Raw genomic sequence first — 17,975 nt, 5'->3', positions numbered from 1 at the left:
GGTCAGACCCAGAAGTCGGCGTGACTCTGCATCGCCTGGGCGGCCAGCGCGGGGCCGCGCACCTCGACCGCGCGGGTGCCCGAGTTGAGCACGAGCGCACTCGAGAGCGACATCGTCGGGTTCTCCTGGTGGTCGCCCGTGAGCGAGGCGAGGTCGGCCTCCGTCATGGCGAAGACGACGCGGCCGATCCCCGACCAGTAGATCGCGCCCGAGCACATCGCGCAGGGCTCGCAACTCGTGTAGAGCGTGTAGCCGCCGAGTGCATCAGGGCCGAACGCACGCCACGCCAGTCGCACCAGATTGGTCTCCGCGTGCCCGGTGCAGTCGTTCTCGGTGGTGACGGAGTTCTCCGCCTCGAGCACGACGGCCCCGGTCGCATCGACCAGCACCGCGCCGAAAGGGTGGTTGCCGGAGAGCCGCGCGCGATTGGAGACGGCGATCGCGTCCGCGAGGCGGGCGCGATCCAGCTCGGTGATCGCGGGATCCTCGAGCGCTGCGGGGTGCTCGGTGGGGGTCGGGTCGTTCATCGGTTCCTTTCGGGATCGATCGCAGCCTATCGGCGCCTGCACCCTCGTTTTGTGCGGCACATTTGTGCAACATCCTCCGCGGGGGCCGAGGAGTTGGCGATCTCGGGCCCTGAGCCCCAGAAGTTGCACAAAAAGTGCCAACTCGAGTTGTGGGGCGGGCGGGGGTCAGCGGCCCGCGGTGAGCACGTAGGCGAGGAGGTAGCTGCGCGAGTCGGCGTCATCGATGGTCGCGCCCGGGAGGGCGCGGGCCGCCTCCGCGAGCGAGGAGGCGGAGGCCGCGCGCCCGAGCGCCGAGTACATCAGGATGTAGTCACCCAGTGGTCCGCGGAACCGGGAGGGAACCCCCGCAATGTTGCGCACCACGCGGGCCCGGGCCGCGGCCGAGACCGACGCGTCGCCGGCGCCCGACGGCGACGCCGCACCCGCGCCCGCGCCCGCGCCCGCGCCCGCCACGAGATACCGCGACACCGGGCTCATCGGGATCAGCTGGATGCCCAGCTTCGCGCTCGGGTCGGCGCTGAACCACGTGCCGTAGTCCCGCTTGCCGCCCCAGCTGAGGGAGACGATGCTGTGGGCGAAGCCGCGGTAGACGGGCTGCGCGGTGTCGAAGCCGAGGCCGTACAGCCGGGCGTTCTGGGACTCTGCGGAGAGCATCCACTCGGCCTCATCGCGCAGCGTGCCGTTGCCGGTTGCGGCGGCCCACAGGGCGAGCCCGTTCCAGGCGCCGACCGCCTCGGAGGTGGACTCCTGGTTGTTGCCGTCGGCGAAGGGGGCATACCCGGAAGCCCAGGCATGGCCGGCGTAGGCGTCGAACACGCGGCGCACCGGTAGCACGGTGGAGGGGGTGGGCGAGGCGATGTCGGCGGCGAGGAGGTTCACGACGGGCGCGAGGCGCGCCCGCAGCGCAGTGGCGCCAGCGGAACCCACATCCGCGCCGGAACCCGAGGCGCCGGAACCCGAGGCCCCGGAACCCGCGCCGCTCCCGGAGCCAGACCCCCCGACCGCGACCGCGGCCGCGTAGAGGAAGTACCCGTAGTGGAAGTAGTGGTCGTTGAAGAGTTCCGAGCCGAAGGACGGCGTGAGCCCCACGACGCCGCGGGCGTGCGGGTCGTACACGAAGCACTGGGTGCGCCCGCTCGTGCAGCCGCCGGGCGCGGTCCAGCGGAGGAGGGCGCGGTCGAGCATCGTGGAGACTCGTGCGGCCGCCGCGCGGTCATCCAGCCCGCGGGCGAGCTGAAGGAGGTTGGCCATGCGGTAGAGCGCCTTGCCGCCGTAGTAGCTGTCGGCGGGCACCGGCTTCGTTGCGGCGATGTCGCGCCCGAGTTGTGTGCGCAGCTGCGCCTTCTGCGCCGCTGCGAGCCCGCCCAGCTGGAGGGCGTCGTCGGGTGCGGTGCGCGGAACGGTCCACGAGAGCGTCCCTCCCGCGCAGAGCGACATGGTGCCGTAGACGGTCGCGTAGTGGCCGAGCGCGCAGGAGGCGGGGGAGGTGAGCCCGGCGCGCTGGTGCGGCATCGCCGCGATGAGCGTGGTCGGCCCGGCCGAGCGGTAGCGCAGGCTGGTGCTCGCCGTGCGGGAACCCACGCGGTAGGCGAGCGCTACCGAGCGCACCGGCGACACCTTCGAGGCCAGGGTGCGCGGGGCGACGCCGGCGGGCGCGACGAACCAGCTCGCGGTCTGTCCGGCGGCGAGGCGAAGGGATGACCCTGCCACGTGCCCCTTCGTGACGAGCCCGTAGTCCGCCCCCGCGATCCGCGCCGTGTAGAGGCCGGTGCCGTCGGCCGCGAACGGCTGGGCGAGGGTGAGGGTGGTGGCGCGCGCGGCGGTGAAGCCGACGACCGGTGAGCCCTCCGCGATCGTGGTGGAGCCGATCATCCGGCCGGACGGATCCTGCTGGGCGATGGTCACCGAGGCGTCGTCGTAGCCGGTGACGAGCTGACGGCGAGCGCCGACGCCCACGGTCACGGCCGGCAGGAAGGCTCCCGTGATGGTGTCGGCGGAGGTGGTGACGGCGGGCTTGCCGAAGGCGAAGCCGTCCGCGGTGAGCGCGAACGAGAGCGGCAGGGGGAACACCGGCTGCGGCTGCGTGCCGAAGACGAGCCCCGAGAACCACTTGTTGGTGGGTGGCACGAGGCCGGGGGCAAGGCGGCGTGCGGGCATCGCCCCGGGCGAGCGTTGTGCCAGCCCACGGATGCCCGCCGCAAGCCCCGTCGACGCCGGCGCTCCCGAGCCGTCCACGAGCGCCGGGTCATCGAAGGTGCCGGCGGACCCCGCCGACGGCGCGCCCCCGGACGGGGCCGGGCGCGCCGGCCCCGCCGCCGCGCACCCCGCGAGCAGCAGGATGGCGGTGGCCGAGGCGAGCATCGCCCGGAGCGTGCGCGAGCGCGTGATAGCGATCACAGGCCGATCTGACGCAGCAGCGTCACCATCGAGAGCTTGATCCCCGCGAGCGGGCCGTCGTCGCGCAGGTGCAGCGTGGCATTGATCGGCGTTCCCGGCACGACCAGACCGTTGTCGCGGCCGCGCACGAGCGCGCTGCTCTTCACCTTGATGGTCGCGTCGGCTCGCCCCGCCGTCGTGGTCACGCTGCTGATGTCGGTGACGGTTCCCTCGAGCAGCTGCTGGTTGGGGAGCACGAGGTCGACGGTGGCACCCTTGGCGATGCGGGAGAAGTCGTAGGGGTCGAGCTTGAAGTCGGCGAGCACGTACAGCGAGTTCGCCCGGTCGATGGTCGCGACGGGGACCCCGGCGCCGACGAAGCTTCCGACGTCGGTGCTCAGTCGGGAGACGACCCCGGGCTGCGTGGCGAGCAGGGTGACGACGCCCGTGCTGGAGACGCGGTAGCCGAGGCTCTTGGAGACGCCCTGCTTCGACTTCAGGTCGGCGAGCGCCGTCGCGCTCTGGATGGTGAGCAGCGGCTCGCCCTTCGTCACGGTGTCGCCCTCGGCGACCTTCGCGCTGATGACGGTGCCCGCGTAGTCGGAGCCGACCGTGTAGGTGAGCGCCTTGATCGAGGCGGTGCGGCTGGCCACCTGCGTCTCGCGCTGGCTCAGCACGAGGGTCGCCCCGAGGGCGACGGCGGCGACGACGATGAGACCCACGAGGAGTCGGAGGCGGTTGGCCCAGGTCATGAGGCGATCCTTTCGGCGGGAGCGGGGCGGCGCACGGGCGGGCCGCTCGGGGCGGGCATCGCCTGCAGCAGGGCCGACGCGGTCGGTGCGGCGGCGCGGGCGGGTGTCGCCGCGACGGGGGTGCGATAGGCGGGCGCGGGGGCGGCGGTTCCCGCCGTGCGCCGGGTGTGCAGGGTCGCGTTGCGCCCGAACGTCGGGTAGACGGTCGGTCGCGGCTTCTCGGCGATGCGCGCGAGGTGCGACTCGTGGAAGGCGGTCACCACGAAGACTCCGAGGATGACTGTGTTGGTGACGTTCCACGCCGTCGCGAGCGTCACGGTCTGGTGGCCGTAGTCCTTCACGACGGCGACGAGCGAGGTGAGGAACAGGAAGGCGAAGGTGAGCACCTGCGGGATGATGAAGTTGAACGGCGAGGAGTGCTTGCCCTTCGCCCCCGTCACGTGCCACTTCTGCTCCTTGCCCGCGAAGACGTTCACGAAGGCGGCGATGTAGATCGGGAACGACACGGCGGCCATGATGAAGGTCTCCGGGCGGAACGAGCCCATCGTGTGGAACGCGAGCAGCACCTGCAGGCCGTAGAAGCCCAGGTAGAACAGCAGCCAGGTGGTCCAGGTCACCGTGAGGTTGACCGGTCGCAGGTCGAAGTAGATCTCCAGCGGCGGCACGAGCAGCAGCAGGAGCGGTGTGATGCCCACGAGGTAGTGCGTCGCGGTCACGAAGTACTGAAGGCGCTGGTCCATCGTGAGCTTCGTGCGCGGGCTCAGTGGGTTGCGCTGCATGAGGATCTCGAAGCCGCCGGATGCCCAGCGCATCTGCTGCTTCGTGTACGCCTCGATCGTCTCGGGTGCGTCGCCCACGGCGAGCGTCACCGGGATGTACACGCTGCGCCAGCCCTTCTCGTGCAGGCGCAGCGAGGTCCACACGTCCTCCGACTTGGAGTCGGTGCACATGCCGCCGACCTCCTCGATCGCGGTGCGACGGAAGATCACGTTGGTGCCCACGCAGAACGCGGCGTTGAAGCGATTGCGTCCCGGCTGGATGAAGCGATAGAACACGGACTGCATGAAGCCGGCCCCGCGCGAGACGAGGTTGTGCATATTGCCGTAGGTCTGCGGGGTCTGCACGAAGGCCACGTTGTCGTCGATGAAGAACGGCACCGTCTCGTAGAGGAAATCCTCGTGCGGCACGAAGTCCGCGTCGAAGATCGCGAAGAACTCGCCGCTCGACACGGTGAGCCCGTGATTCACGTTTCCGGCCTTCGCGCCGTTGCTGGTGAGTCGGCGCACGTAGCGCACGCCCAGATCCGCGCACAGGTCGCGCACCGCATCCGAGCCGCCGTCATCGAGAACCCAGGTGGTGTGGGCGCCCCGCATGGCGAGCGCAGCCGAGGCGGTCTTCGCGATGGTCTCGAGGCTCTCGCCATAGACCGTGATGAAGACGTCGACGCCCACTATCCGGTCGTTCAGGTACATGCCCCAGTCGCGCGGGGAGGACTCGAGGCGGTTCGACTCGACCTGCTCGGCATCGAACAGCCGCTCCTGCGCGTGGTGGAAGGTGAAGGTGCGGGGGTCGTGGCCGCCGGAGAGGATCGTCCACATCGAGACGAGCGCCTGGGCGACGAGGATGACCTCCGCAGTGATCACGAGGGCGTACGGCAGCCAGTCCCCGCGGTTGCTGGGGTTGAACAGGAACGCGGTGTAGGCGAGCACGCCGATCGTGGCGATGATGACGAACAGGAACAGGGTCGGCGAGTGCACCGCGGAGTTCTCGACGCGGCGGGCGAGAGGGTTGACCTCGCCGCGACGCGGACCGGAGTACGGCCGTTCTTTTCCGATGGTGGACATGCGTAATGGACCTTTCTGGTCGTGCCCAGCACGATCGGGTTCGGGCTCGGGGCGACGGGAAACGGCATCATTGGCGTCGGGGACTGCGGGTGGAGAACACCCGCGTCAACAGCGACGATGCGACTGACGGCAGCGAACTGCGTACTTCGACCTAACCCCGAACGGGGGACAGCCTCAACCCCCCTGGCCGATAATGAGAGCTTCCTCATCGCCGGGCCATGTGGGCCGGCGGGGCCCGGTGCAGCCCGATCGGCCGGGGCCTGAGATGCTTGAATACATGTCGTTCCACCCCGCACCAGAGTTCACCACCCGCCCCACCCTCCGGGGGACGTTCGGAATGGCGGCCACCACGCACTGGCTCGCCTCGCAGAGCGCGATGGCGGTTCTGGAGCGGGGCGGCAACGCCTTCGACGCCGCCGTCGCCGCGGGCTTCGTGCTGCAGATCGTCGAACCGCACCTCAACGGGCCGGGCGGCGACCTCGTCGGCCTCATCGCGCCGGCGGACGGGGAGCCGCGCGTGCTCGCCGGGCTCGGGGCGGCCCCGCGCCGGGCATCCGCGGAGCACTATCGCGAGCTCGGGCTCGACCTGGTGCCCGGGGCGGGACTGCTCGCGGCGACCGCCCCCGGAGCCGTCGACGCCTGGCTGCTGCTGCTGCGCGACCGCGGCACCTGGCACCCGGAGGGCGCGCTCGAGTTCGCGCTGCACTACGCCGAGAACGGGTACCCGGTGCTCCCCGCCGTGACGCGCACCATCGAGACCGTCGCCGGGCTCTTCGCGGACGACTGGTCGACCTCGGCCGAGCAGTGGCTGCCGGGCGGCGCGCCGCTGGCGGCGGGCAGCCTCCACACCCGGCCCGAGTGGGCGGCGACGCTGCGGCGTCTGCTGGAGGCGGCGCAGGGCGACAGCCGCGAGGCGCGGATCGACGCGATGCGCGCGGAGTGGCGACACGGATTCGTCGCCGACGCCATCGGCCGCTTCGCCACCGGGGAGTGGCGCGACTCGTCGGGAGAGCGGCACGCGGGCGTGCTGACCGCGGAGGACGTCGCCGACTACGAGGCCACCTGGGAGGAGCCCGTGCGGCTCGACTTCCGCGGGCACACGGTGCTGAAGGCCGGTGCGTGGACGCAGGGGCCCGCGCTGCTGCAGGCGCTGGCGATCCTCGACGGCGTCGCCGAGGAGGCGCTCGACCCCTCGACCGCGCTCGGCGCGCACACCCAGCTCGAGACCCTCGCGCTCGTGCTCGCCGACCGGGACGCCTGGTACGGCGATGACGGCAGCACCCCGCTCGACACCCTCCTCTCGCCGGACTACGCGGCGGCACGGCGGACCCTGATCGGCGTGCTCGCCGAGAGCGGGCTCCGCCCGGGGGCTCCGGATGACCGCGCGCCGGTAATCCCCGTGCCCCCGGCGCCCCCCGCTCAGGCCACCGCGGGCTCCGGCGAACCGACCGTGGGTCGCGACGGCGTCACGCGCGGCGACACCTGCCACATGGATGTCGTGGACGCGGCGGGCAACCTCGTCTCGGTGACCCCCTCGGGCGGCTGGCTGCAGTCCTCCCCGCATATCCCCGAGCTCGGCTTCTGCCTGGGGTCGCGCCTGCAGATGACCTGGCTCGAGGAGGGGCACGCCTCCACCCTCCGCCCCGGGCAGCGCCCCCGCACGACCCTGAGCCCGACCCTCGTGCTGGGCGCGGACGGCGGCCGGGTCGCGCTCGGCACCCCCGGCGGCGACCAGCAGGACCAGTGGCAGCTGCCGTTCCTGCTGCGCCTCCTCGTCGGCGGCTACGAGCCGCAGCAGGCGATCGACGCCCCCAGCTTCCACAGCACCTCCGCGAACGAGTCCTTCTGGCCGCGCGGGCGCGTGCCGGCGGGGGCGACCGTCGAGTCCCGGCTCGGCGAGGAGGTGATCGCGGAGCTGATCCTGCGCGGTCACGACGTCACCGTCGCGGGGCCGTGGTCGCTCGGCCGCCTCTCCGCGGTCGGCCGCGGCGCCGACGGCACCCTCTGGGCGGCCGCCAACCCGCGCGGCATGCAGGGCTACGCGGTCGGGCGCTGAGCGCGTGAGCGGGGAGCGTGCCGGCGGCGTGAGCGGCAGCCGCGCGAGCACCGGGCGCGTGAGCGGGGAGGGCGCGCGTGCCTGAGGGCGACACCGTCTACCGCTCCGCGCGGGCGCTGAACGAGGCGCTCGCGGGGCACGTGCTCGAGGTGTGCGATCTGCGGGTGCCGGCCTTCGCGACCGTCGACCTGAGCGGCCAGACGGTCGACGAGGTGGTGTCGGTGGGCAAGCACATCCTGCACCGCATCGGCGGGATGACCATCCACAGCCACCTCAAGATGGAGGGCTCCTGGCACCTCTACCTGCCCGGCTCGCCCTGGCGCCGCCCCGCCTGGCAGGCCCGCGCGGTGCTCGCGACGAGCGAGCGCGTGACGGTCGGGTTCTCGCTCGGCGTGCTCGAGGTGGTGCCGCGGGAGCGCGAAGACGAGGTGATCGGGCACCTCGGCCCGGACATCCTCTCCCCCGCCTGGGACCCGGCCGAGGCGCTGCGCCGGCTCACCGCGGACCCCGCCCGCCCGATCGGTCTCGCACTGCTCGACCAGCGCGTCATCGCCGGCCTCGGCAACGTCTATCGCAACGAGCTGTGCTTCCTGCGCGGGGTGCTCCCCACGCGCCCGGTCGGCGAGGTGGCCGACCCGGCGGGGATGATCGAGCTCGCCCACCGGCTCGTCCTCGCGAACCGCGACCGCACCGAGCGCACCACGACGGGCGACCTGCGCCGCGGTCGCCAGAGCTACGTGCAGCGGCGCGAGGGCAAACCGTGCCTGCGCTGCGGCACGCCGATCACGCTGGGCGCGCTCGGCGACTCAGAGCTCACCGAGCGACAGGTGTACTACTGCCCGGTGTGCCAGCGCTGAGCGTGCGGCCGGTTCGGGCGCTCAGCGTGCGGGCCAGGCGGGCGCGGTGACAGCGCCGAGCCACCCTAGCGCGAGCGCTGCCCCCACCGCATCGCGAGCACGAACAGCAGTCCGATCGCGGTCGCGACCCCCAGTAGCACCACGATCGGCGCGGCCTGCAGCAGCGACGTCATCGTGACGTAGTCGCCCTGCGAGGTGATGTCGGCGCTGTTGAAGGCGGCACCGGAGCGCACGAAGAGTCCGATCCCGGCCACGACCAGCACCACCGCGATCACCGCGAGTGCCAGAAGAAAGGGATTTCGCGTCCAGGGCTGCGGACCCGCCCCCACCCGGGACGACTGCGGCTCGGGTCCCTGCTCCTCCACCTCGACGACGGCGCCCCAGGGATCGGGGGTGGCGGCGAAGGGGTCCACATCGGCACGCCCGTACGCGGTCGCCGGGGCCCGAGGATGCACGATCCGCGACGACTGCGCGGGGGCGGTGGGCTCGGCCAACCGCCGCTCGGGCTCGCGCCGGGCATCCGCGCCGCCCGCGTCGGCCTCCGGCTCGAATTCGCCGTCGCCGTCGAATCCCCGCTGGAAGGCCGGGTTGAACCTCGGGTCGAACCGGGGGGTCTGGTTGTCGCTCATCGCATCCTCGCTCTGTGCTGTCGAGCCTAACCCGGTGCCCGAAATGCAGCACCCCCCAAGGCTGTCCTTACGAACTTGATAGGAACACCGGCCAGCATGCCGCCATGAAACTTTCCCGACCCGTGATCGTCAACGTCACGCTGGCCGTGGTGATCGTCGCCGCCGCCGTCGCCGCGCTGCTCGTCTTCAACCCCTTCGCCTCCTCCTCGACGGCGGCGACGACACAGCTGACGGGCACGGTGCAGCAGGGAGCCGTGAGCACCACGATCACGGCGAGCGGATCGATCGATCCGAAAAGCGAGGTCTCCGTCGCGTTCGCCGCCTCGGGAACGATCGCGAGCGTGCGGGTCGCCCTCGGGCAGACGGTCAAAAAGGGGGCGGTGCTCGGCACGCTGCACACGACGGATCTGAAGACGGCGCTGAGCAACGCCGAGACGACCCTCAGCCACGACTACACCCTGCTCGCCGCCGCCGAGACCGCGTACACGGCGGCCAAGACCGCGGCCTCCTCCTCGTCCAGCTCCGGCGGGGGCAGCGGCGGAACGAGCTCGGTCAGCTCCGCCCTCTCTCAGCTCTACTCCGCACAGGACAACGTCGCGAACGCGGCCGCGAGCGTGAAGACGGCGGAGGAGAACCTCGCCGACGCGACGCTCCGGGCACCGATCTCGGGGCTCGTGGTCGCGGTCAACGGCGCGGTCGGCGGCAGCGTCTCGGCCGGCACCACCTCCTCGGCGAGCGGGGCGAGCTCGGCATCCGGCTCGTCGAGCGGGTCGGGAAGCGCGTCGGGCGCGTCGTCGAGCAGTTCCTCCTCGGGCTCCTCCTCGTCGTTCGTCACGATCGCCGACACCTCGAAGTACACGGTGACCGCGGCCATCGCCGAGGCCGACATCGCGCAGGTCAAGGTGGGCCAGGCGGCCACGGTGAGCTTCCCGGCGATCACCGGAGCGAGCGCGAAGGCGACGGTGACGGCGATCGCCCCCACCGCGACCGCGAGCAACTCGGTCGTCACCTACGCGACGACCATCACCCTCGTCGATCCGCCCTCCGGACTGCGACTCGGCCAGACCGCCGACGTCACGATCACCACGCAGAGCTCGGCGGCCGACGCCCTCTACGTGCCCGCGGCGGCGATCACCACCTCGGGCGGGGTCTCCACGGTCAAGGTCGTGAAGAACGGCGTGACGACGGCGACCACCGTCACGCTCGGCATCGTCGGCGATGCCGGCACCGAGATCACCTCCGGCCTGACCGCCGGCGAGACCATCGTGATCGGATCGGTCTCCGCCACCACCGGCACGAGCGGCACCACCGGCACTACGGGCCGCACCGGATTCGGCACGGGCACCGGCGGGTTCCCGGGCACCGGCACCGGCGGGTTCGGCGGCACGCGAGGGGGCAACGGATGACCATGCCCGCCACCCTCGCGAGCGCGCCCCCGGTGCTCGCCCTCGACCGCATCCACCAGGTGTACGGCGCGGGAGACGCCGCCGTGCACGCCCTCCGCGGCATCGACCTCGCCGTCTCGGCGGGCGACTACGTCGCCATCATGGGCCCCTCCGGGTCGGGCAAGTCGACCCTCATGAACCTGCTCGGCTGCCTCGATGTGGCCTCCAGCGGCACCTACACGCTCGCCGGAACCGACGTGGGCGACCTCGACGAGAAGCAGCTCGCCCGCGTGCGCAACCGCGAGATCGGCTTCATCTTCCAGTCGTTCAACCTCGTCAACACCATGACGGCGCTCGGCAACACGGAGCTGCCCCTCGCCTACGGCGGGGTGGGCCGCCGCGAGCGCCGCGCCCGCGCGCTGGCCGCCCTCGACATGGTGGGGCTCAGCCACCGGGCCGACCACCACCCGCAGGAGCTCTCGGGCGGGCAGCAGCAGCGCGTCGCGATCGCGCGCGCCCTCGTCACGAACCCCACCCTCGTGCTCGCCGACGAGCCCACCGGAAACCTGGACTCCGAATCCACCCACGAGATCCTCGCGATCTTCGACCAGCTCGCCGCCTCCGGCCGCACGATCGTCATCATCACGCACGAGGAGAACGTGGCGGAGCGGGCGCATCGCGTGCTCTCCATCAGCGACGGGCTGATCGTGTCGGACCGCATCAACGCGGGGGTGCGGGAGGCGGCGCGCCGGGCATCCGGGATCGCCGCCCGGAGGTCGGCACGATGAGCTTCTTCGACATCATCCGCTCCGCGCTGCGCGGGGTCACGGCCAACAAGCTGCGCTCCATCCTCACCATGCTCGGCGTGCTGATCGGGGTCGCCTCGGTGATCCTCCTCATGGCGGTCGGCAACGGATCGGCGGCCACCATCAAGGCGGCGATCACCTCGCTCGGCACCAACACCATCACCGTGCGCGCCACCGGCGGCCAGAACGGCGGCAGTTCGGCGCTCACCCTCGCGGTCTCCGACGCGCTGGGATCGGCGGGACTCGGTCACGTGAGCGCCGTCGTGCCCCAGGCGACCACCTCGCTGACGGTGTCGTCGACGACGACCTCGGAGGACAGCATCTCGATCATCGGCACGAGCGCCGACTACTTCACGGTGTCCACCGCGAAGGTCGCGAGCGGCAGCGCCTTCACCGCCGCCGACGTCACGAGTGCGGCGAAGGTCGCGGTGATCGGCTCCACGCTGGCGACGGAGCTGTTCCCCACCGGCTCGGCGCTCGGCCAGTCGATCTCCGTCGCGGGCACGCCGTTCACCGTGGTGGGGATCCTCGCCACGCAGAGCAGCGTCGGGTTCATCGACCCCAACTCCGAGCTCATCGCGCCGGTCACCCGCGTGCAGCGTTCGTACACCGGCTTCGGCGGGCTGAACTCGCTCCTCGTGCAAGCCACGAGCTCCGACGACGTCACGGCCGCGGAGGGCGAGGTCGGGGTCGAACTCAACCAGCTGCTCAAAGTGAGCGCGAGCACGGCGGCGTCGGCGGCATCCCCGGGCTCGGGCGGATTCGCGGCGGGCGGTTTCCCGGCTGGCGGTTTCTCGGCGGGCGGCTTCCCCTCTGGCGGTTTCTCGGCGGGCGGCGCGGGCGGCGCGGGCGGCTTCGGCGGCGGTGCGGGGGGTGCCGGTGGGTTCGGCTCCAGCTCGAGCCTGCCCTACACGATCACGAACCAGAGCTCGCTGCTGCAGACCCAGGAGGCGAGCGCGAACAGCTTCACGGTTCTCCTCGCGGCCGTCGCCGCCATCAGCCTGCTGGTCGGGGGGATCGGCGTGACGAACGTCATGCTGGTGACCGTCACGGAGCGCACCCGTGAGATCGGCATCCGGAAGGCGCTCGGCGCCACCCGCGGTGCCATCCTCGGGCAGTTCCTCACGGAGGCGGCCACGCTCACCCTCCTGGGCGGCATCATCGGCGTCGCCGTGGCGCTGTTCGCCGCGCAGTACCCCATCAACGGCACTCAGCCGGTCGTCATCGGCTACTCGGTGCCGCTCGCGCTCGGGGTCTCCGTCGCAATCGGGGTCTTCTTCGGCGTCTACCCGGCCGCGCGCGCCGCCGGGATGCGTCCCATCCAGGCGCTGCGCTCGATCTGATCAGGCGTCTCCCATCGACCGACTCTCCTCCACCGACGGGTATCCATCCACTCCTCTCCACCGACTCTCATCCATCCACCGACTCTCATCCATCCATCAACTCTCATCCATCGAACCGAACACGAAAGCAGAAGACCATGAGTAACGAAGCACCCGGCGGAACGCCGGAGTCCAGCGACGCCCGCGGCGGCATCCCGAGCGAGCAGGCCTCCACTCCGCAGGGGTACCGGGCGGCGCCCCCGCCGGCCGGCGCTCCCGCAGAGCCCTCCGGCGCCGCGTTCACAGCGGCCCCCGCTGTCGCCACCGCCCCCGCGCCCGCGCCCGCGCCCGCGCCCGCGAAGAGGGGTGCCGCGCGGATCGTCACGCCGATTCTCGCGCTCGTGGCGGCGCTCGCGATCGGACTGTTCGCGGGCATCCTCATCGGCCACTCGACCGCGTCGACGCAGGCGACCGGCTTCCAGCGCGGCATCGGCGGCGCGGGAGGGTTCGGCGAGGGCGGCTTCCCCGGCGGCGCGGCCGGCGGAACCGGCGGCCAGGACGGTGCGGGGCGGGGCTTCGGCGGATTCACCACCGGCACGATCGTCTCGGTCAGCGGCAACACGGTGGTGCTCAAGGAGGCGAACGGCACCCAGGTGACCGTCACCACGAGCGGAACGACGAGCGTCACGAAGTCGAGCAAGGCCTCCGTCTCCGACCTCGCCGCGGGCGACACCATCCGGGTGATCGGCACCACCGACAGCTCGGGCAACGTCACCGCGACGACCATCACCGAGGGCGACCTGACGGCGCTCCCCGGCGGCGCCCGCGCCGGCGGCAACGGGTAGGGGGCGGGCCCTCGCTCTCCTCTCCCCTGCGCGAGTTGGCACTCGCGCCCCGCGAGTTGGCACTTTTTGTCCAACTTGCGGCGCCCGAGAGCCGAAAGTGACAACGGATCGCGCCCAGCGCGATCCGTTGCACCTTTTTGTCGCAGAGAACGAGGGTGCAGTCGCTCAGGCAGCGGTTGGGCGGGCCACGCGGGCACGAGGGTGCTCGAACCGTTCGAGTCACGCGGCGCGCCCGCAGAGATCGACAGCGCGCCACTTTGGTGCGACAAAAAGTGCCAACTTTGTGGATGATCGGCGCGCCGTTGTCGGCGCGCACCCCTAATCGCCCGCGAGTTGGCACTTTTTGTGCAACTCGGCGGAGGGGGCGGAGGGGCGGAGGGGGCGGAGGGGACGGACGGCGGAGCAGACTAGTGCCATGAGAGCGATCGTCTACGAAGAGAACGGCCCGGCCGAGGTACTGCAGCTGGTCGACCGCCCCGCGCGCACGCCGGGGCCCGGGGAGGTGCGGGTGCGCATCCACGTCTCGGCCGTGAACCCGACCGACTGGAAGTCGCGCCAGGGCTCGACCGCCGGAACCCGGCTCGACGAACCCCAGGTTCCGAACCAGGACGGCGCCGGCGTCATCGATGCGGTCGGCCCCGGCGTCACCGACCACGAACCCGGCGACCGGGTCTGGCTCTGGGACGCCGCCTACCAGCGCACCGACGGCACCGCCCAGGAGCTCGTCGTCATCCCCGACCACCAGGTCGTGCCGCTGCCCGACGAGGCATCGTTCGAGCTGGGCGCCTCTCTCGGCATCCCCGCCCTCACCGCCCATCGGGCGCTCACCGCCTCGGAGTCGGGGCCAGACCTCCTCTACCCCGGCGCGCTCGACTCGCACACCGTGCTGGTGACGGGCGGCGCGGGCGCCGTCGGACACTTCGCGATCCAGCTCGCGGTCTGGGCGGGCGCCACCGTCATCACCACCGTGTCGAGCCCGGAGAAGGCAGAACTCGCCCGGCGGGCGGGCGCGCACCACGTGCTCGACTACCGCCGCGACGATGTCGACGCCCGCCTCGCCGAGCTGGCCCCCGAGGGCATCGACACGGTCGTCGAGGTCAACGCGACCGCGAACATCGACACGGATGTCCGGGCTCTCGCCCAGGGCGGCACCATCGCCATCTACACCTCCGATGAGCACAGCCACCTGGCGGTCCCCGTCCGCGCCAGCATGGTCAAGAACGCGAGGATCCAGTTCGTGCTCACCTACACGACGACGCCCGAGCAGAAGCACAACGCGGTGGAGGCGGTGAGCGCAGCGGTCGAGGATGGCGCGCTGAGCGTCGGGGACGGGAGCGGGCTGCCGATCATCCGTTACCCCCTCGAGAACACCGCCGATGCCCACCGCGCGGTCGAGCAGAACGCGGTCGGGAAGGTGATCATCGAGCTCGGCTGAGTCGCTGCCGGGCGAAGCGCTCGCTCTGCGAGACCGGTCCGGTGAGCTGGGCGACGAGCCACAGGAAGACCCGCGTGACCGTGATCGCGGGCCACGCCGGGCGACGGAGGCCGAGCAGCCGGCGGTAGTCGCGCGGCAGTGAGGCGACGGCCCCCGCGAACAGGATGCGGTACGGAAAGCGCCAGTTCGCGGGGAGCGGCGGCTTCGAGAGAAACACGACGGCCTCGCGCACGCGCTCGTCGGACTTCATCTCGCGGCCGAACCCGGTCATCGCGGCGCGCAGCTCGGCGACGGTCGTGGGGAGGTCCGTCGCACCCAGGAGCTCGCCCGAGCGGGCCCACTCGCGCACGTAGGCGTCCGGGCCGCCGGGGATGGGGCCGCCCCAGATGAGGTGGGCGCCGAGGAAGGCCTCGGTGAAGGCGACGTGCACCCAGGTGAGCAGGCGCGGGTCGGCCGCGGCGTAGGGCTGGACGGCACCACGGGCATCCTCGTACTCGCCGACGACCTTGCGGTGCATCCCGCCGACCCACCGCGAGACGCTGACGGCGGCCTCCCGGTCGCCGAAGGTGGTCGTGAGCACCCAGCGCACCGTGTTGTCGAGCCGGCCCATGGTGTCTTCGCGGTAGCGCGACCAGTCGTGCACGCCGGCCATCGCCCCGGGGTGCAGCGTCTGCAGGAGCAGGGCGCGGATGCCCGCCACCATGGTCGAGTTCGCCCCGTTGACCGCCCACACGGCGCTGCCCGGGCCGAACAGCCCCTCGCCCTCGCCGTGCGCGATCGCCTTGTTCCAGTCGGCGGGCTCGGGCGACGGCCCGAGCAGGCGCGACAGCAGGCGCCCGACGGCCGAGCGGCGGGGCGGTGCCACCGCCTCGCGTGCCGCTCCCGTACCCGACGGGGAGTCGAGCGGGGCGGCAGGGTCGGGCATACCGCCAGTCTGCGCCGTCGAGCCTGAATGGATGCTCAGGGCTGTGCCGCTCCCCCGGCGCGCGCCGCGCTCCCCACCCCGGCGCCGCGCGATGGCCGGCACGCCCCTCGCTCAGGCGGGCGCGTCCACGATGGCGATGAAGCGACTGCCGAGACCGTCGACCTCGGTGCGCGCGAGTCCCGGCTCGGGCGCAGGGAGCTCGTCGGCGCCGTGGTGGTCGCAGCTCAGGTAGCGGTACTCGGGCCACCACTTCTTGGGGCGCACCGCCTCGTGGTAGCCGCACACGGAGCAGACCAGCTCGACCCAGACCGGGGTGCGACCCGTGCGGTTCTCGCGCGACTGGCGCAACCAGGGGGGCGGGTCGGTGTCGATGCGCTCGAGCTCCTGCTCGGTCATCCGGGTCGGCAGGCCGTGGCGGGTGGCCATCTGCAGCGGGATGTCGAGTCGCTGCGCCGCCTCACGGCGCGAGATCATCGGTTGGTCACCCAGTCGGCCGGCGGCTCCTCGCGGCCCGACTCGACGAGCCACTGCTCGCCCTGCTGCTGCAGCGCCTGGATGAGCGGGAAGATCTGCTCCGAGGGGATGCGCACCCGCGACGCGACGCGAGCCTCGAGCACCGGCTGCTCGGGGTGCAGCTGGCCGGTCGCCGGGTCGATCGCCGGATGCTGCGGGGCCTTCACCGCGAGGAAGTCGATGACGAAGGTGTTGGGCGTGTGCCAGACGCTCGCGAAGTCGGCGAAGACGCCGAGCTCCAGCTCGTCGGGCAGGTTCACCTGGAACTGGATCTGCGGATCCTCGTTGTCGCTCATGAGACGAAACTACGCGAGCGCGGGGCCGCGCCGCTCAGCCCAGCAGCTCCGTGAGGTACTCGACCGTCTCCTCCCAGCCGTCCACGGCCACGCAGGGCACGCCGAGAGCCTTCACCGGGTAGTCGTTGCCCCCCTCGTCGAGGCGGTCGCCGACGAACACCATGTCGGCGAAGGGGATGCCCGTGACCTCGGCCAGTCGGGTCATGCCGTAGGCCTTGTCGACGCCCTTGCGGGTGATGTCGATGGAGGTCGAGCCGCCGGAGCGCACCTCCAGATCGGGGAGGAGCTCCTGGATCGCGTCGCGCAAGCGGCCCTTCTTCTCGCCGGTCGGATCCCACGTGACCTTCTCGTCGACGGGCGCCTGCTGCCCCAGGGCGGAGAAGGTGATCTGCGAGCCGCGGTCCTCGAGGATCGGTCCCCAGGTCTGCTCGGCCCAGAGGCCCAGCTCCTTCGCCGTGTTCTCGGTTGCGGCGAGCGCGCGCGACTTCTCGTCGTCGGTCAGGTCCTGCGCGTAGATCTGGGCCCACTCGCCGTCGCGGTGGCGGTAGTAGCGGGTGCCGCAGGTGGGCATGAGGTGGAGGTGCGAGAGCTGGTCATCCGTCGCCGCGTCGAGGCGGCTGATGACCTGGGCGGTGAACTGGCTGATGTCGCCGCCGGAGATGATGCACACCTCGGTGACGCTCGTCGCCCGGGTGAGGAGCGCGGCGATCGGCGCGGGGATCGGCGACTTGGAGGGCGCGAGGGTGTCGTCGAGGTCGAACGCGAGCAGGCGGGGAAGGCTTGTCATCAGGACCTTTCGAGGGAGCGGTGACGGGCGGCGCTGGTGATGCGACCGCAACTACCCTACCGAGGTGCGGCTGCGCGAACCCCCGGGTGGCGGGCTCGGCCCCGGGCGGTGGGCTCGGGGTGGAGCAGGTGGGCGGGGCGGAGCGGGCGGACGCAGTTGCGGAGCGCGCGCCGAAGGCGGAGGGGGGCGGCCGGCCCGGGCATCCGTTCACCAGGCCGGGACTTCGTCACGCCGAATCGCGACGCTCGCCTGCCGGGGTGATCGCGGGGACACATTCCCGAACCCCCGCGTTGGGTTGCCGGGCGCAGCTCTGGGAGCCGCCCCCACTCCGCCTCGTTGTGCGGATCGCGGCCGGCCCTTCCAAGGGCGCCAGGTCGGGCCGACCGCGAACGCTTGTTGCTGCCCAGCCGAATCCCGCGGCTGAACCTCCGCGCGATCACTGCTCCCTCCCGGACACTGGGAGGGGTGACGGTGTCGCGCGTTGTGTCGATGGTAGAAACCGGGCCGTAAATGCCGCATAAATCCGCGGGCGTACGCGACAACAATCCCTAAATCTTGGGGCGGGCCGGCGCGGGCAGGGGCGGGAGGCGCCGGGGGCGGGCCGGCGCGGGCAGGGGCGG

General features: G+C 72.0%; 16 protein-coding genes. 7 read left to right on the top strand and 9 right to left on the bottom strand.

Annotated features, from left to right (window positions below; translation table 11 throughout):
• Positions 1–2: 2 nt before the first annotated feature.
• The 4 genes from G3T37_RS12045 to G3T37_RS12030 all read right to left on the bottom strand — a co-directional run bounded on the left by G3T37_RS12045 (position 3) and on the right by G3T37_RS12030 (position 5,499).
• A complete protein-coding gene (locus G3T37_RS12045) occupies positions 3–527 on the bottom strand; it encodes a nucleoside deaminase (RefSeq protein WP_163474153.1) in 525 nt (174 codons plus the stop codon).
• 165 nt (positions 528–692) lie between these two features.
• Positions 693–2,924: a glycosyl hydrolase gene (locus tag G3T37_RS15335; RefSeq protein WP_163474152.1), complete on the bottom strand. Its 2,232-nt coding sequence runs from the start codon at positions 2,922–2,924 to the stop codon at positions 693–695.
• Entirely contained in the window at positions 2,921–3,655 is a 735-nt protein-coding gene (locus G3T37_RS12035) for an HlyD family secretion protein (protein ID WP_163474151.1), read from the bottom strand. Before G3T37_RS12035 ends, G3T37_RS15335 begins: the two co-directional genes overlap by 4 nt.
• On the bottom strand, positions 3,652–5,499 hold the full coding sequence (locus G3T37_RS12030; protein ID WP_163474150.1) for a glycosyltransferase family 2 protein: 1,848 nt from the start codon (positions 5,497–5,499) through the stop codon (positions 3,652–3,654). The genes G3T37_RS12035 and G3T37_RS12030 overlap by 4 nt, the downstream gene beginning before the upstream one ends.
• 277 nt (positions 5,500–5,776) lie before the next feature.
• Between G3T37_RS12030 and G3T37_RS12025 the strand changes: the two genes are divergently transcribed.
• Complete coding sequence (locus G3T37_RS12025) at positions 5,777–7,555, top strand: gamma-glutamyltransferase family protein (RefSeq protein ID WP_163474149.1); 1,779 nt, start codon at positions 5,777–5,779, stop codon at positions 7,553–7,555.
• 77 nt (positions 7,556–7,632) lie between these two features.
• A complete protein-coding gene (locus tag G3T37_RS12020; RefSeq protein WP_163474148.1) occupies positions 7,633–8,412 on the top strand; it encodes a DNA-formamidopyrimidine glycosylase family protein in 780 nt (259 codons plus the stop codon).
• Positions 8,413–8,477: 65 nt separating this feature from the next.
• On the opposite strand, the gene G3T37_RS12015 is transcribed toward G3T37_RS12020, so the two are convergent.
• Complete coding sequence (locus tag G3T37_RS12015) at positions 8,478–9,041, bottom strand: hypothetical protein (protein WP_163474147.1); 564 nt, start codon at positions 9,039–9,041, stop codon at positions 8,478–8,480.
• A gap of 104 nt (positions 9,042–9,145) precedes the next feature.
• On the opposite strand from G3T37_RS12015, the gene G3T37_RS12010 reads away from it, so the two are divergent.
• The 5 genes from G3T37_RS12010 (at position 9,146) to G3T37_RS11990 (ending at position 14,834) form a co-directional block, all read left to right on the top strand.
• Complete coding sequence (locus G3T37_RS12010; protein WP_163474146.1) at positions 9,146–10,447, top strand: efflux RND transporter periplasmic adaptor subunit; 1,302 nt, start codon at positions 9,146–9,148, stop codon at positions 10,445–10,447.
• Positions 10,444–11,214, top strand: coding sequence for an ABC transporter ATP-binding protein (locus G3T37_RS12005; RefSeq protein WP_163474145.1), 771 nt, complete (start codon positions 10,444–10,446; stop codon positions 11,212–11,214). Before G3T37_RS12010 ends, G3T37_RS12005 begins: the two co-directional genes overlap by 4 nt.
• Positions 11,211–12,575 carry an ABC transporter permease gene (locus G3T37_RS14595; RefSeq protein WP_179465149.1) on the top strand — a complete coding sequence of 455 codons (1,365 nt, stop codon included), beginning with the start codon at positions 11,211–11,213 and terminating at the stop codon, positions 12,573–12,575. The genes G3T37_RS12005 and G3T37_RS14595 overlap by 4 nt, the downstream gene beginning before the upstream one ends.
• Before the next feature lie 137 nt (positions 12,576–12,712).
• Entirely contained in the window at positions 12,713–13,399 is a 687-nt protein-coding gene (locus tag G3T37_RS11995; protein ID WP_163474144.1) for a DUF5666 domain-containing protein, read from the top strand.
• 415 nt (positions 13,400–13,814) lie between these two features.
• The gene (locus G3T37_RS11990) at positions 13,815–14,834 is read left to right on the top strand and encodes an NADPH:quinone reductase (RefSeq protein WP_163474143.1); all 1,020 of its coding nucleotides are present in this window, start codon (positions 13,815–13,817) and stop codon (positions 14,832–14,834) included.
• Here the strand turns inward: G3T37_RS11990 and G3T37_RS11985 are convergent.
• The 4 genes from G3T37_RS11985 to G3T37_RS11970 all read right to left on the bottom strand — a co-directional run bounded on the left by G3T37_RS11985 (position 14,818) and on the right by G3T37_RS11970 (position 17,355).
• Positions 14,818–15,759, bottom strand: a complete 942-nt coding sequence (locus G3T37_RS11985; protein ID WP_163474142.1) for an oxygenase MpaB family protein — start codon at positions 15,757–15,759, stop codon at positions 14,818–14,820. The genes G3T37_RS11990 and G3T37_RS11985 overlap by 17 nt on opposite strands.
• A 111-nt stretch (positions 15,760–15,870) precedes the next feature.
• Positions 15,871–16,233 carry a hypothetical protein gene (locus tag G3T37_RS11980; protein ID WP_163474141.1) on the bottom strand — a complete coding sequence of 121 codons (363 nt, stop codon included), beginning with the start codon at positions 16,231–16,233 and terminating at the stop codon, positions 15,871–15,873.
• Positions 16,230–16,568 (bottom strand): DUF3467 domain-containing protein, encoded by a 339-nt coding sequence (locus G3T37_RS11975; protein WP_163474140.1) that lies wholly within the window; start codon positions 16,566–16,568, stop codon positions 16,230–16,232. Before G3T37_RS11975 ends, G3T37_RS11980 begins: the two co-directional genes overlap by 4 nt.
• Before the next feature lie 34 nt (positions 16,569–16,602).
• Positions 16,603–17,355 (bottom strand): HAD-IIB family hydrolase, encoded by a 753-nt coding sequence (locus tag G3T37_RS11970; RefSeq protein ID WP_163474139.1) that lies wholly within the window; start codon positions 17,353–17,355, stop codon positions 16,603–16,605.
• Positions 17,356–17,975: the final 620 nt, after the last annotated feature.

Source organism: Galbitalea soli (genome assembly GCF_010686725.1).
Classification (GTDB): domain Bacteria; phylum Actinomycetota; class Actinomycetes; order Actinomycetales; family Microbacteriaceae; genus Galbitalea; species Galbitalea soli.
This window is presented reverse-complemented; position numbering and strand designations above follow the sequence as displayed.

Excerpts from the sequence above, each read along its gene's own strand:
- G3T37_RS11985 (WP_163474142.1), bottom strand. The coding sequence starts at position 15,759 with ATGCCCGACCCTGCCGCCCCGCTCGACTCCCCGTCGGGTACGGGAGCG.
- G3T37_RS14595 (WP_179465149.1), top strand. The coding sequence starts at position 11,211 with ATGAGCTTCTTCGACATCATCCGCTCCGCGCTGCGCGGGGTCACGGCC.
- G3T37_RS11975 (WP_163474140.1), bottom strand. The coding sequence starts at position 16,568 with ATGAGCGACAACGAGGATCCGCAGATCCAGTTCCAGGTGAACCTGCCC.
- G3T37_RS12005 (WP_163474145.1), top strand. The coding sequence starts at position 10,444 with ATGACCATGCCCGCCACCCTCGCGAGCGCGCCCCCGGTGCTCGCCCTC.
- G3T37_RS12035 (WP_163474151.1), bottom strand. The coding sequence starts at position 3,655 with ATGACCTGGGCCAACCGCCTCCGACTCCTCGTGGGTCTCATCGTCGTC.
- G3T37_RS11980 (WP_163474141.1), bottom strand. The coding sequence starts at position 16,233 with ATGATCTCGCGCCGTGAGGCGGCGCAGCGACTCGACATCCCGCTGCAG.
- G3T37_RS11970 (WP_163474139.1), bottom strand. The coding sequence starts at position 17,355 with ATGACAAGCCTTCCCCGCCTGCTCGCGTTCGACCTCGACGACACCCTC.
- G3T37_RS12030 (WP_163474150.1), bottom strand. The coding sequence starts at position 5,499 with ATGTCCACCATCGGAAAAGAACGGCCGTACTCCGGTCCGCGTCGCGGC.
- G3T37_RS11995 (WP_163474144.1), top strand. The coding sequence starts at position 12,713 with ATGAGTAACGAAGCACCCGGCGGAACGCCGGAGTCCAGCGACGCCCGC.
- G3T37_RS12025 (WP_163474149.1), top strand. The coding sequence starts at position 5,777 with ATGTCGTTCCACCCCGCACCAGAGTTCACCACCCGCCCCACCCTCCGG.
- G3T37_RS12045 (WP_163474153.1), bottom strand. The coding sequence starts at position 527 with ATGAACGACCCGACCCCCACCGAGCACCCCGCAGCGCTCGAGGATCCC.
- G3T37_RS12015 (WP_163474147.1), bottom strand. The coding sequence starts at position 9,041 with ATGAGCGACAACCAGACCCCCCGGTTCGACCCGAGGTTCAACCCGGCC.
- G3T37_RS11990 (WP_163474143.1), top strand. The coding sequence starts at position 13,815 with ATGAGAGCGATCGTCTACGAAGAGAACGGCCCGGCCGAGGTACTGCAG.
- G3T37_RS12010 (WP_163474146.1), top strand. The coding sequence starts at position 9,146 with ATGAAACTTTCCCGACCCGTGATCGTCAACGTCACGCTGGCCGTGGTG.